This window comes from Ruegeria sp. SAZD011, from assembly GCF_059612545.1.
This window is the reverse complement of the sequence record NZ_JBXWQU010000029.1, coordinates 24,667-37,528: the sequence shown is the minus strand read 5'-3', so window position 1 is coordinate 37,528 and position 12,862 is coordinate 24,667. Positions and strand designations below refer to the sequence as shown.

11 protein-coding genes are annotated in these 12,862 nt (G+C 62.9%); all 11 read right to left on the bottom strand.

What is annotated here, in order from left to right; translation table 11 throughout:
- Positions 1–134 precede the first annotated feature (134 nt).
- Positions 135–1,052: a helix-turn-helix transcriptional regulator gene (locus AC2FLM_RS15305; RefSeq protein WP_496859024.1), complete on the bottom strand. Its 918-nt coding sequence runs from the start codon at positions 1,050–1,052 to the stop codon at positions 135–137.
- An 85-nt stretch (positions 1,053–1,137) separates the two neighbouring features.
- Positions 1,138–2,322, bottom strand: a complete 1,185-nt coding sequence (gene boxA / locus AC2FLM_RS15300; RefSeq protein WP_496859023.1) for a benzoyl-CoA 2,3-epoxidase subunit BoxA — start codon at positions 2,320–2,322, stop codon at positions 1,138–1,140.
- Positions 2,319–2,540 carry a hypothetical protein gene (locus AC2FLM_RS15295; protein WP_234142322.1) on the bottom strand — a complete coding sequence of 74 codons (222 nt, stop codon included), beginning with the start codon at positions 2,538–2,540 and terminating at the stop codon, positions 2,319–2,321. The genes boxA and AC2FLM_RS15295 overlap by 4 nt, the downstream gene beginning before the upstream one ends.
- 76 nt (positions 2,541–2,616) lie before the next feature.
- Positions 2,617–4,068 carry a benzoyl-CoA 2,3-epoxidase subunit BoxB gene (gene boxB, locus AC2FLM_RS15290; RefSeq protein WP_234137044.1) on the bottom strand — a complete coding sequence of 484 codons (1,452 nt, stop codon included), beginning with the start codon at positions 4,066–4,068 and terminating at the stop codon, positions 2,617–2,619.
- 74 nt (positions 4,069–4,142) lie between these two features.
- Positions 4,143–5,804, bottom strand: coding sequence for a 2,3-epoxybenzoyl-CoA dihydrolase (gene boxC, locus AC2FLM_RS15285; RefSeq protein ID WP_496859022.1), 1,662 nt, complete (start codon positions 5,802–5,804; stop codon positions 4,143–4,145).
- Positions 5,805–5,959: 155 nt separating this feature from the next.
- Positions 5,960–6,397, bottom strand: a complete 438-nt coding sequence (locus AC2FLM_RS15280) for a DUF309 domain-containing protein (RefSeq protein ID WP_496859021.1) — start codon at positions 6,395–6,397, stop codon at positions 5,960–5,962.
- 3 nt (positions 6,398–6,400) lie between these two features.
- A complete protein-coding gene (locus tag AC2FLM_RS15275; protein ID WP_496859020.1) occupies positions 6,401–7,216 on the bottom strand; it encodes an alpha/beta fold hydrolase in 816 nt (271 codons plus the stop codon).
- A gap of 3 nt (positions 7,217–7,219) precedes the next feature.
- The gene (locus AC2FLM_RS15270; RefSeq protein ID WP_496859019.1) at positions 7,220–8,749 is read right to left on the bottom strand and encodes a benzoate-CoA ligase family protein; all 1,530 of its coding nucleotides are present in this window, start codon (positions 8,747–8,749) and stop codon (positions 7,220–7,222) included.
- Positions 8,750–8,895: 146 nt separating this feature from the next.
- A complete protein-coding gene (locus tag AC2FLM_RS15265; protein ID WP_496859018.1) occupies positions 8,896–10,683 on the bottom strand; it encodes a feruloyl-CoA synthase in 1,788 nt (595 codons plus the stop codon).
- Between the two features lie 71 nt (positions 10,684–10,754).
- A complete protein-coding gene (locus AC2FLM_RS15260; RefSeq protein WP_496859017.1) occupies positions 10,755–12,254 on the bottom strand; it encodes a TRAP transporter large permease in 1,500 nt (499 codons plus the stop codon).
- Positions 12,251–12,835, bottom strand: a complete 585-nt coding sequence (locus tag AC2FLM_RS15255; RefSeq protein ID WP_496859016.1) for a TRAP transporter small permease — start codon at positions 12,833–12,835, stop codon at positions 12,251–12,253. The genes AC2FLM_RS15260 and AC2FLM_RS15255 overlap by 4 nt, the downstream gene beginning before the upstream one ends.
- Positions 12,836–12,862: the final 27 nt, after the last annotated feature.

Here is a 12,862-nt window from a genome sequence, read left to right as displayed (position 1 = left end):
GCTAAGGTCGGCACGCCGTTTCGGTCAATTATGAGGAAATACGTATCCCGCGCCGCCCCCTTCCTCTCGCTGGAAATATCCCCGCCGGAAGCCAAGATTTTTCGACGAAAAATCTTGGGGCGTCTGGCTCTCGGTCAGTCCAGGTAACCGCGCTCGCGCACAAGGCGGGTGAGTTGGACCAACGAGGCCTCGACGCTCTGACCCGAGGTGTCGATCTGCGCCTCTGCCTTGCCGTAAAGCGCCTCGCGGCTGGTCAGGATCGAGCGCAACTCTTCCATCGCCTCGGGATTGCCCGCCATCGGCCGCTCATCCCCCTGGGCGCGAACCCGTTCCATATGCTCCACCGGCGAAGCGCGCAGCCATACCGTGTGGAAATGCGCCAGTAGGGTCTTGTAGGTCTCGGGCTCGGCCACGATCCCGCCTGCCACCGCCAGTACCAGCGCGTCATGGGTGGCGACGATCCGGGCCACCGCCTGCGCCTCGAGCTTGCGATATCCTTCCTGACCGTAAAGCGCCATGACCTCTGCCACCGGCATTCCGGCCTGGTCTTCGATCTCGTCGTTCAGTTCCACAAAAGGCAGGCCCAGTGCCGCGCCCAACCGCTGACCCAAGGTCGATTTTCCCGCCCCGCGCAGGCCCACCAGGCAGATGCGCCCGGCCCTCGCCGCAAGCGAGGGCGCGGGGCTCAATAGCCGCAGCACCTCTGCCTGGGTTTCCATCCCCGCGACCCGGTAAAGATCGGCCACCCGCATCGCGTCCGAAGACCAGGGATCATCCTCACCCACCAGCCATTCGATCCGATGATCCAGCGCGATCGCCACCCGCTGCAACAGCCCGATCGAGATATTGCCCTCTCCCGCTTCGAGCTGTGCCAGATAGCGCGGCGACACACCCGAGATCTCGGACAGCACCCGGCGCGGAATACCACGCCGCTGACGTGCAGCGCGCACCCGTTCGCCAACCCGCGCAATCAGATCTGTGACGTCGGCCTCGGCCTGGTCGCGCGCACTGTTGGGCGTGCTTTCGCCCCGGAAATTGGTGATCTCGGTCATGCGGTCCGCAGGGTATGTGCAAAATAGTGCGCAATCTTAGGACAGCCCGGCCCGTGGCGCAATGCGCTGTCTGCCGGAAACGGGTTCAATAGGTCTCGACGTGATAGCGCCCCTCGTCGCGCATCCGGTCGCGCAGATCGGACCAGTCGACTCCCCGTGCACGGGCGATATCCTTGAACGCCTCCTCCACGCCCTGTTCCATCGCCTTGAGACCGCAGACATAGATATGGGTCTGGGGATCGGCCAGCAGCTCTCCCACGCGATCCGCCTCGGCCCGCAACCGGTCCTGCACATAGTGCTTGGGCTCGCCATCCTGGCGGGAAAAGGCGAAATGCTTGGCCATGAACTGTTCGGGCACCTTGGCGAGCGGTCCGAAATACGGCAGCTCCTGCGGCCTGCGCGCCCCAAAGACCAGGGTCAGGCTGTTGCGCAGCTTGGGGTTTTCGCGCTGCCGCCGCATGGTAAAGGCCCGGAAGGGCGCGGAACCAGTACCCGTGCAGATCATCAGCAGATGCGCCGCCGGGTCCGAAGGCATCAGGAAAGTGGCGCCAAAGGGCCCGGTAACCCGCACCGTGTCGCCGGGTTTCAGATCGCAGACATGGTTCGAGCAGATCCCGTGCGGTTCGCGTTTCACCGTCAGCGACAGGTTGTTGAAATTCGGCCGCTCGCCGTCGCGCGGGCTGGAGACCGAATACAGCCGGGGCAGATGCGGGTTGCCCGCCTCGTCGGTGCCGGGCGGAATGATCCCGATGCTTTGCCCTTCGAGCACCGGAAAGGGTTGGCCGCCGAAATCCAGGATGATGTGGCGCACATCGCTGTCGCTGCTTTCGGCGGTCAGGCGGTAGTTGCCCGTCACCCGCGCCTCGGCCGGTTTGCCCAGCGTATAGAGATTGATCGTCGGCTTCGAGGCCGTGGCAGGGGCGCGCGATTTGCCCCCCGCGCCCTTGTGCGCCTCGGCCAGCAGGGCCGCCATGGCATCGTCCAGCGCCTCAAGCCCCGCCTCGTCGCCCGCCACCTCTTCCTGTGGCGGCAGGTCCATCCATCCGTATTGCTCTTCAAGCGAATAGGGCGTGTCCACCACCCGCCAGTTGTCGATCGAACCGGTCGGACAAACCGGGATGCAGTCCATGCAGAAATTGCATTTGGCGGCATCCACCACGACATTCAGGTCATCATGTTCGATCGCCTGCTCGGGGCAGGTCATTTCGCAGGTGTAGCAGCGGATACAGATTTCGGGATCGATCAGATGCTGCTTTAACGGCTGGTTCATGAAGTCTCGCGTTTCCTGGTCAGGATGAGGTCGGGCACCACAAGCGTGTCGATCAACTCCTTGCAAAGCCCTACGCAGTCGGAACAGCCGACGCAGGGTCCCTGCAAGGTGGATATCTGCCCCGAGAGAGCGTGCAGCCGCGGCGTATCGGGTTTCGAACGGTCGATCTGCATGGTCGGTTCCTCGTGTTGTCCGATCAGGCCGGGTTCAGCGAACAAGAGAGTCACCCCTTCCGTCAATCCGTGGGCGGGTCACAAAATGTTACCGCCCACCGGACCCGGCCCCTGTCCGGCATCAGGCCATATGAAGTTTCACATATTCGAAGTCGCCCGGGCGGTTGTCGATTCCCACCTTGGGCGGGGCGATCCAGCGGGCGTATTGACCCGGCTCATAGCAGGGCTTCATCAGCGACTGGATGAAATCGCCATCCGCGTGCGTCGGCAGCCATTTGGGCAGACCGGCGTCATATTCGGCCCCCGAGACGGGCTGCCCCGACGGGTCGAAATGCTTGTCGGCAAAGACGCCGATCTTGCGATGGAATGCCTCGTGCGGCAGCGAGAGTTCGAAATCGACGCCGTGTTTCTCGATGATCTTGTTCCAGCGCCCGACACCGCCGGCGGCATCCTTGGTATAGTCGTCGCGCAGGCGCATGTTGATCGCGGTCAGCGCCGGTACCTGCTTCTGTACTGCCTTGCCATCCTCGAAATCCCAGACGGTATAGGTGTCCTGCTGCAACTGGTGGTCATCGCTCAACCGGCTTTCCATGTAACGGCCCTTGATGCCCGCGTTGAACGCATTGGCGGCATTGGTCGACACCTCCTGCCCGAAGAGGTCGAGGGACAGCGTGTAATGCAGGTTCAGCTTTTTCTGGATCAGCGGCAGGTCGATCACCCCCAGGTCGCGGATGCGGCCGGTGTCATAGGGGTCGTCAATGCCGTTTTCCTTCATCACCTGACAGGTGCGCTCGATAGTACGGCCCACGCCGGTTTCGCCCACGAACATGTGGTGCGCCTCTTCGGTCAGCATGAAACGACAGGTGCGGCTGAGCGGGTCAAAGCCGGATTGCGCCAGACTTTCCAGCTGCATCTTGCCGTCGCGGTCGGTGAAATAGGTGAACATGAAGAAGGACAGCCAGTCCGGTGTCTCTTCATTGAAGGCGCCCAGCATGCGCGGGGCCTCTTCGCTGCCCGACTGGCGGCGCAACAAGTCATCGGCCTCTTCGCGCCCGTCGCGACCGAAATACTTGTGCAGAAGATAGACCATCGCCCAGAGGTGGCGGCCCTCTTCCACGTTCACCTGGAACAGGTTGCGCATGTCGTAGAGCGAGGGCGCGGTCAGCGCCAGCAGGCGCTGCTGCTCGACCGAGGCCGGTTCGGTATCGCCCTGAATGACGATCAGACGCTTGAGCAGGTTGCGGTATTCACCCGGCACTTCCTGCCAGGCGGGTTGCCCGTAATGCTCGCCACACGGGATGGTGCGGTTCTCGACCTGCGGCGCCAGCAGCACGCCCCAACGGTATTCGGGCATCTTCACATAGTCGAACTTGGCCCAGCCCTTGGGATCGACGCTGACGGCGGTGCGCAGATAGACCAGCGATTCCTGGAAATTCTGCGGAATCAGGTCGTTCCACCAGTTGATGTAACCGGGGTGCCACTTTTCCAGCGCCTTCAGCACCTTCTTGTCCTGGCTCAAACCCACATTGTTCGGGATCTGGGTGTCGTAACTTACGTTGATCAGATCAAGCATCGCTTTCCTCCTTGGCGGGGAAAAATCTTGCACAAGATTTTTCTACAGATTTTCTGCGAAAATCTGCGCCCCCTCTACACACGTTCCATGTTGTAATCGCCGCGCACCCCGGTGCCATAGCGTTGCAGTGCCCCGTCGGGGCCCACCGCGTTGGGGCGCTGGAAAATCCAGTTCTGCCAAGCGGTAAGGCGGCCAAAAATGCGGGTTTCCATCGTCTCGGGTCCGGCAAAACGCAGGTTCGCCTCCATCCCGGTCATTGCATCGGGAGAAAAGCTGGCGCGCTCTTCCAGGAAAACACGCACCTCATCTTCCCAGTCGATATCGTCCAGCACATAGGTCACCAGACCAAGCTCCTCGGCCTCTTCCGCTTCCAGCGCCTCGCCGATGCGCACGCGGGCGGCTTCGACCGCCTCGGGCGTGCCCAGGAACCGGGTCGCAAGCCGGGTCAGGTCATTGCCCATCGGGTATGTGCCAAAGTTGCCGGGGCTGAGCGTGATGGCCGCCAAGGGGCGGTTATCGCCTTCGAACTCTTCGAGCATCATATAGGATCGGTCCACCGCCCAGAGCAGTTCCGCCAGCGGCCCGGCGAAACAGGATCCATGTTCGACAATGGCGACCAGGCTGCGAGAGGTCATGTCAACCCGCTTCAACACCCGCTTCCAGTATTGCAGGATTTCATTGGCCAGCCAGTGGTCGCGATTGTTGAGAAGCAATGCCTCATGCGCCAGAACTGCGGCGCCATCGCCCTGCGTCTGGATCACCAGCGTACCGATCTGACGTTCGTTCAGCCGCAGATGCAGGATGGCATCGTCCAGCTCACGCGCCGCGCGCAGGATCCAGGCATTCGCGCCCTGCGCCTGCAACGCGTCGACCGTATCGGGAGCGGCATCCGTCGGACCGGAGATCGTCAGCGTCGCCCGCCCCGCCTCGCGCTCTACGACAACCTCAACGGTCGAATAGGTGACCGAGCCATCCTCGGCAAAGCGGCGGTCAAGCGGGGTGAGCGCGATCCCGGTCAGGCCCGAGGGTTTGGCGCTGGCGCTCGCAAATTCCCGCGCGCGCTCTTGCACCACCTCGTCGAATTTCGAATTTGGGGCAATCTCGTCCACCAGCCGCCAATCGACCGCGCGCTGGCCGCGCACGCCCTCTTCGACCGAGCAGAACACATCGGCCAGATCGCGGCGCACCTTGCGCTTGTCGGTGACCCGGGTCAGCCCGCCGGTGCCGGGCAGCACCGCCAGCAGCGGCACCTCGGGCAATGCCACCGAAGAGGAACTGTCATTGGTCAGCATGATATAGTTGCAGGCCAGCGCCAACTCGTACCCGCCGCCCGCGCAGGCACCTTTGACAGCCGCAATGTATTTCTGGCCGCTATCGGCCTCGGCCGCCTCGAACGTGTTGCGGGTCTCGTTGGTGAACTTGCAGAAATTGACCTTGTGCGCATGGCTGGCGCCGCCCAGCATCCGGATATTCGCCCCGGCACAGAACACGCGGTCCTTTCCGGATTGCATCACCACCACCTTGACCTCGGGATGCTCGAACCGCATCCGCTGGACGATATCGGCCAGTTCGATATCAACGCCAAGATCATAGGAATTGAGCTTCAGCTCGTAGCCCGGGAACAAACCACCCTGCTCATCCACATCCATGTAGAGATTGGCGATCTCTCCATCATACGCGACCCGCCAATGACGATAGCGGGACGGGTCGGTCTGAAAGTCGATACGCTGGGTCATGCCTCGCTCCAAGAGTTATGATGATATGCATTTTAGTGCGCATCAGTCAATTTGCAAGTCATTTTCGGCATAATAATGCACATTTGATCTCTTTAAAAATCAATAGATTATCTGCTGATTTGCAGAATATCTCCGATATCAATCGGGATAATGTATTATATTGCATATCTCTCGAATCGCGCCTCAATCTTGGCGATGCGGTCGCAGAACGAAACCTCCCATGTCTCAAGCATCCCTGATCCACCGGCCCGCGCTGCGGCCTCGCGCGCCAAGGCACAAAGACGCCGGGCCGCGCCCTGTCGACTCATGCGCAGTTTCAGCGCCGCATTGGCCAACTGAATGGCCGCCTGAACCGTGTGACGGGCAGCGCCGTTGGGAGGCAGCGCCATCCAGACCGGCTCCCAAACCTCATGCGCCTCCCAGAAGTAACCCAGATCGAACAACGTCCAGCCTGCGGCCCAAGCAGGGCAAGTCGTCAAATCCTCGGGTGGCATCCGGCGGGGAACGCTCTGGTGCAGGGCCTCGAAAAGACCTTCGGGCGGCCGCGCGGTCATCCCGGGCACATAGGGGGCCGAGAGAGGCGGCAGTATCATCGCTCAGGCCGGGACGACATCGGCTGTCTCGATACGGAGCAGCCTTGCGCAAAAATCGGCGACTTCGTCCAAAACCTGGTCGGCGCATTCGCGATGCGGTTCGTGCCGACAGTCGAGGATCAGCGTATCCACCGGGCAATAGGCGCGGTTCTCGATCTCTTCGATCTGGGCCAGCGTGCCATACTGGTCCTGCCGCCCCTGAATGGCCAGGATCGGCACCCGGATATAGTCGATCACCTCGGCCACGTTCCAGGTGGCGAAACCGGGGTCCAGCCAGGCATCGTTCCAGCCCAGAAAAGCACCATCGGGATCGGCGTGATAGCGCGCCAGTTTCTGTTTCAGATCGCCACTTTCATAGGCCGCGCGCGCCTCTGTGATCGAGGCCAGCCCGCCCGGTTCGGTAAAGAAATGCGGCGCCTCGAGGATCACGCCGCGTATCCGGTGACCAGCCACACTGCCGGTATGGATCGCGGCGATGGTAGCGCCGTCGGAATGGCCAAGCAGGATCGCCTGCCGGATACCGGCGGCATCCAGCAGGGCGGGCAGCACCTCCAGCGCCTCGCGGGTCTGGAAATCCAGCGGCCGGGGCCGGGTAATCGGGTCTGAACCACCATAGCCCTGACGCGAATAGACCAGCACCCCCAGCCCGGTGCGCGCGGCAAGCTGCGCGGGAAAATCCCGCCACATCGCCACGCAACCCAGCCCCTCGTGCAGCAGCACAAGGGTCGGCGCGTCACCGGGCACCGGGCCGTGACAGGCATATTCCAATGCCACGCCATCAATGTGTAGCTTGTCGGCGGGATTTGTACTCCACTCCATCGCTCAGCCTCCCTCGCGCAGTTTGAACCGCTGGATCTTGCCGGTGGCGGTCTTGGGCAAATCCTCGACGAATTCGATCCAGCGGGGATATTTCCACTTGCCCACCTTCTCCTTGACGAAATCGCGCAGCGTGTCGGCCAGCCCTTCGGTCTCTGCCGTCTTGAGCACGATGAAGGCCTTGGGTTTCTCCAACCCGTCAGCGTCGCGCGCGGCCACCACCGCCGCTTCGAGAACGGCGGGATGCGCGACCAGCGCCTGCTCCACCTCGAACGGCGACAGCCAGATGCCCGAGACCTTGAACATGTCGTCAGTGCGCCCGCAATAGACATAGCGGCCATCGGACGTCAGCTCGTATTTGTCACCCGTGCGGGTCCATTCCCCCTCGAAGGTGGCGCGGCTCTTGTCGCGCTTGTTCCAATACCCGTCCGCCGCCGAAGCGCCGCGCACCAGAAGCTCTCCCAACCCGCCGGGTCCGACATCGGCGCCACTCTCATCGACCAGCCGCACCTCGTATCCCGGCACGGCACGGCCAGAGGTGCCATAGACCACGTCGCCCGGCGCGTTCGACAGAAAGATATGGAGCATCTCGGTCGAGCCGACGCCGTCCAGAATGTCGACCCCCCATTGCCGGTGCCAAGAGCGGCCAATCTCTTCCGGCAGCGCCTCGCCTGCCGAGATGCAGCGGCGCAGCGTTACATCCGGCACGCCCTCGCGGTCGAGCATCGCAACCATCGCGGCATACAGCGTCGGCACCCCGCAGAACACGGTTGGCCGCTCGGCGGCGATGATATCGCGCACACCATCCGGCGTCGGGCGCCCGTTGAACAGGATGGTCTCGGCCCCGACCGACATGGGAAAGGTCATGCTATTCCCCAACCCATAGGCAAAGAACAGCTTGGCCGCCGAGAACACCAGGTCATCCGGTTCGATCCCCAGCACCTGCGCGCCATAGCTGTCGGCGGTGGCCTTGAGGCTGGCATGTACATGCCGCACCCCCTTGGGCTGTCCGGTGGAGCCCGAGGAATAGAGCCAAAAGGCCACGTCGTCGGGCGAGGTTTCGACCGCAGGCAGGATATCGGCACCCTGCACGAAATCAGCATAGCTCTGGGTGCCGTCGGGCGCGGCGCCGATCACCACGATCCGGGTCAGATGCGGCGAGGCCAGCGCTGCAGGCTGCACCACCGGCCAGAGCTCTTCCGAGACAAAGAGGATCGAGGCGCGGCTGTCGTTCAGGATCACATCATAAACCGAGGTGGCAAGCAAAGTGTTCAGCGGCACCGGCACCACGCCCGCCTTGAGGCAACCCCAGAACAGGGCTGGAAACTCCAGCTGGTCCAGCACCAGCATCGCCGCGCGCGCCTCGCGCGGGATGCCCGCACGGGCGAGCGCACCCGCAACCGCACCGCTGTCGCGGGCCAGCTCGCCATAGCTCTGCCTGCGCCGAGCGCCGGCGGCTTCGCGAAAGGCGGGACGCGCGCCGCGCCCTTCTTCGACATGGCGATCTACAAAGTAATGCGCGGCGTTTGCGCTCATTCTGCCTCCTCCCGGTGATGGCCGGGGCAGCGCGCGGGCGGGCCTCCTCTCCCACTCCCGCGCGCGCCTCTCTCCGGCGGCACCATCATGCACCCCAAAGCCACTTATGCAAGATATTGCTAAATCGGGTCGCAAATTTATGCAACTTAATGCACAATAATTCTTTCATCTTCATCGTCCCCATACAGGCGCGACACGATTTCTTCTCGTCTTTCCAGCATTTTGCGGAAGTTGAGATTACCCTTGGCTGTGACTTCACCCTCTGCCATCGACGGCGGGTCTGAAAGAATCACCGCCCGCGCGATACGGGCGGAACTGCCGCGATCGACATTCAACCGTGACAGGCGCGCGGCGATTTCGTCGCGCATCGGGCCGGGGTGCAGAACGCCCTCCCGTGCCTCCAGCCCTTGGACAAGGGTGGGCGCGGGCAGGATCAGCAGGCCGATCTCGGCCTCACCTTCGCCGGTCAGAACCACATCGGCGGCCAGCGGCGCCAGCGCGGCCAGAACCTCGAGCCGGAGCGCTGAGGCGCGTACCCAGATGCCGGTTGCCAGCTTGTAATCCTCGGCCAGACGACCCTCGAACCGCAGCCCTTGCGACAGGTCATCCGCATCGACCATCGCCACCGCATCGCCAGTGCAGAAATACCCCTCGTCATCAAAGGCGGCGGCGGTCTTTTCGGGGTCGCGAAAATATCCGGCAAAGACATTGGGGCCCGCGACACGCAGTTCGTACCGGCCACCGTCCGCCGGCACCAGTTTGGCGGTCACCCCGGTCAGCGGCACACCGATGATACCCGGCAGATTGGCGGGCACGTGCTGGAAAATGCAGGCCGGCGCGGTCTCGGTCATGCCCCAGCAGGTAGTGATCAGCGGTTGGGTATCACGCACCTCGGCGGCCATCTCGCTGAGGTCGCGCCAGACATCCGCCGACAGCGAGGCCCCGGCATAGAACAACATGTCCAGATCGGCGAAGAAATGGTGCTTCAACTCGGGGTCGCGATGCATCTCGTCACGCAACTGGGCAAAGCCCACCGGCACGTTATAGGCGATGGTGCCGTTCATCAGGCGATTGTTCTCGAACGTCTTGCCGATCAGCGCCGGGGCGGGTTTGCCCCCGTCGATATAGAGCGCGCCACCAAAGGCCAGCATCTGGTTGAAGTTGTTGGACCCGCCAAAGACATGGTTCCATGGCAGCCAATCCACCAGCCGGGGCGGACGTTCGGTCAGGAATGGCAGGGCGCGGGCATATTGCGCCTGGTTGGCGCAGAGCATCTGTTGGGAGGTCAGCACTCCCTTGGGGTGCGAGGTCGAGCCAGAGGTCATCAGTATCTTGGCCACCGTGTCGGGACCGACCGCAGCGGCAGCGGCCGAGATATCGCCGCTCTCGCGCTCCAGCTCTGCCAGCAGGGTCATGCCCGACGCGGGATTGCGCCCGACGACGATGCGGCGGTCCGCCATCTCCTCCATCGCCAGAGCGGCGGCGAATTGCGCGCCGTCCTCGGCATAGACCATGGCCGGGTCGATCAGGCCAAGAATATAGTGCAGCTGTTTCAGCGCGCCGGGGATCAGGGCGTATTGCTCGGCAACTGGTACGATCACCAGCCCCACATATTGCGCCGCCAGCGCCAGTGTACCGTGATCGACGCTGTTGCCCGAGACGACAAGGATACGGTCACCCGGCACCAGCCCACGCGCCAGCAGCCCGGTGGCCAGCGCCCGGACCCTGCCCAGGGTTTCGGCGTAGGATTGCTCGCGCCATCCGCCTCCACTGCGTTCGGCCAGAAACACCGCGTCCGGGGTCTGGGTTGCCCAGCGGTGCAACCAGTCGGTGGTGCGCGCAGTAGGGGTTACCGGTGCATGGGCCGAGCGCAGCAGGATGGTGCCATCCCCACGCAGCTCGGCATCTACCTCATGGTCCAGGTATCGCGTCATGCTCTCCTCCCAAAGCCATCCTGCCCGGCGGTCGCCGGGAACCGGGTCATCGGACCGGGCGGCGGTGGCGCCTATCCCGGCAGCAGAAACAGCGTGATCGCGGGGAACGCGACCAGAATGATCACGCGCACGATGTCCGAACCGACAAAGAACATCACCGCCTTGTAGGTGTCGGCCATGCGGGTGGTCCGGTCCATCGCGTTGATGATGAACAGGTTCATCCCCACCGGTGGTGTGATCAGCCCGACCTCGACCACGATCAGCACGAGAATGCCGAACCAGATCGCCACATGTTCGGCCTCTGCCCGGTTGGCCATGCCGCGCGTCACGCGGATACCCAGCTCTTTCATCTGCTCGCGGGTCAGTTCGGCTCCGCTGGCAATGGCGTCCTTGATGCCCGCCAGCGTCTCGGCGCTCATCGCTTCGGGCACGCCTGCCTTCAGCACCTCCATTGCTGCATCAGCCTGCATCGCGGCCAGCGACACCAGATCGAAATCCATCGCCGAGATCACCGGAAAGAAGATCGGGATCGTCAAAAGGATCATGCTGAGGCTGTCCATCAGACAACCGAACACAAGGTAGAAGGTGAGGATCAGCGCCAGCACCACCCAGGGGCTGTAGCCCTGGGCAACGACGAAATTCGACAGCTCCTGTGGCACCTGGGTCAGGGCAAGGAACCCGTTGTAGAAGGCGGCGCCGAGCACGATGAAGAAGATCATCGCGGTAGAACGCGCCGTGACCAGAAAACTCTCAGAGAGGCTGGCGCGGGTCAGCCCACCATTCAGCCAGGCAATCACGCCCGTGCCCAGCGCGCCCACGGCGGCGCCTTCGGTCGGGGTGAACCAACCCAGATAGATGCCGCCTACAACCAGACCAAAGACCAGAAGCACCGGCCAGACCTGCAACAGGGCTGCGAACCGTTCGGCATAGGGGACCGGCGGGCGCGTACCGGCGCTGTCGGGGTAAAGCCGCACATAGACCGAGATGGCGATGACATAGCCCAACGCCGCCATGATGCCGGGGATGAAGGCGGCCAGGAACAGCTTGGCGATATTCTGTTCGGTGAGGATCGCATAGATCACCAGCACCACCGAGGGCGGGATCAGGATACCCAGCGTACCGCCCGCCGCCAGCGTCGCGGTGGAAAACCCGCCCGCATAGCCGTATTGGCGCAGTTCCGGCAGGGCGACGCGGCCCATGGTTGCCGCCGTCGCCAGAGACGAGCCGCAGATGGCACCAAAACCGGCGCAGGCCCCGATCGAGGCCATGGCGATGCCACCCTTGCGATGGCCCAGCCAACCCTCGGCAGCCTTGAACAATGCGGTCGACATGCCGCCCAGCGTCGCGAAATGCCCCATCAGCAGGAACATTGGCACGATGGTCAGCGAATAGCTGGAAAAGGTCGTATAGGTTTCGTTCTTGAGCCGGGCAAAGGCGACCTGGGTGCCGTCGGTGACCAGCACCAGCCCCAAAAGCCCGACCAGGAACATGGCCAGACCGATGGGCACCCTGAGAAAGATCAGCACCATCAGGGCAGGAAACGAGGCAATACCGATTTCAAGCGCGCTCACTGTGTCGCCTCCACCCCGTCCCAGACCAGGATACGGCCGGTAAAGCATTCATAGGTGCGCACCGCGCCCATATAGATTCCCACCAGCGCCGCCGCGAAGGCCGCGACAAAGCTGAGTGCATAGGCCCACCAGATGGGAAATTGCAGCAGAAAGGTGGTCTCGGCATAGGCGCGTTTGCTCATCATGCCGTCGAACAGTTTCCACGCGATCAGGATGAGTACGGCGGCAAAGGTCAATTCGGTCAACATCCGCAGGATGCGGTTCACCCGGCGGCTGAACGAGTTGGCCAGAATATCGACCGACGCATGCCCGGCAGTGATCTGGCAGAGCGGCAGAAAGCAGAAGATGGCAAAGGCCACTCCGGCCTCGACCAGTTCGAAATCGCCGTTCACCGGGCCGATGCCGATTCCGATGGCCCAATCGGCCAGACCGGGGGCAACAGATTGCATGAAGTCACCGTGGAAGAAGCCGTTCAGCAAACGGCCCAGGATAGAGGTGCAGGTCAGCAGGATCAGAAGGCTCAGCACGATCCCGCCGATGATGGCCAACGTTCTGGCCAACCCCGTCATCAGTTTATGCATCGGTCCTCGGTCGGTTTCGGGCCACGT

Bases quoted from the DNA above. Each gene is read 5' to 3' on its own strand.
- AC2FLM_RS15275 (WP_496859020.1), bottom strand. From the start codon at position 7,216: ATGGAGTGGAGTACAAATCCCGCCGACAAGCTACACATTGATGGCGTG.
- AC2FLM_RS15265 (WP_496859018.1), bottom strand. From the start codon at position 10,683: ATGACGCGATACCTGGACCATGAGGTAGATGCCGAGCTGCGTGGGGAT.
- AC2FLM_RS15270 (WP_496859019.1), bottom strand. From the start codon at position 8,749: ATGAGCGCAAACGCCGCGCATTACTTTGTAGATCGCCATGTCGAAGAA.
- AC2FLM_RS15280 (WP_496859021.1), bottom strand. From the start codon at position 6,397: ATGATACTGCCGCCTCTCTCGGCCCCCTATGTGCCCGGGATGACCGCG.
- AC2FLM_RS15305 (WP_496859024.1), bottom strand. From the start codon at position 1,052: ATGACCGAGATCACCAATTTCCGGGGCGAAAGCACGCCCAACAGTGCG.
- boxC (WP_496859022.1), bottom strand. From the start codon at position 5,804: ATGACCCAGCGTATCGACTTTCAGACCGACCCGTCCCGCTATCGTCAT.
- boxA (WP_496859023.1), bottom strand. From the start codon at position 2,322: ATGAACCAGCCGTTAAAGCAGCATCTGATCGATCCCGAAATCTGTATC.
- AC2FLM_RS15255 (WP_496859016.1), bottom strand. From the start codon at position 12,835: ATGCATAAACTGATGACGGGGTTGGCCAGAACGTTGGCCATCATCGGC.
- boxB (WP_234137044.1), bottom strand. From the start codon at position 4,068: ATGCTTGATCTGATCAACGTAAGTTACGACACCCAGATCCCGAACAAT.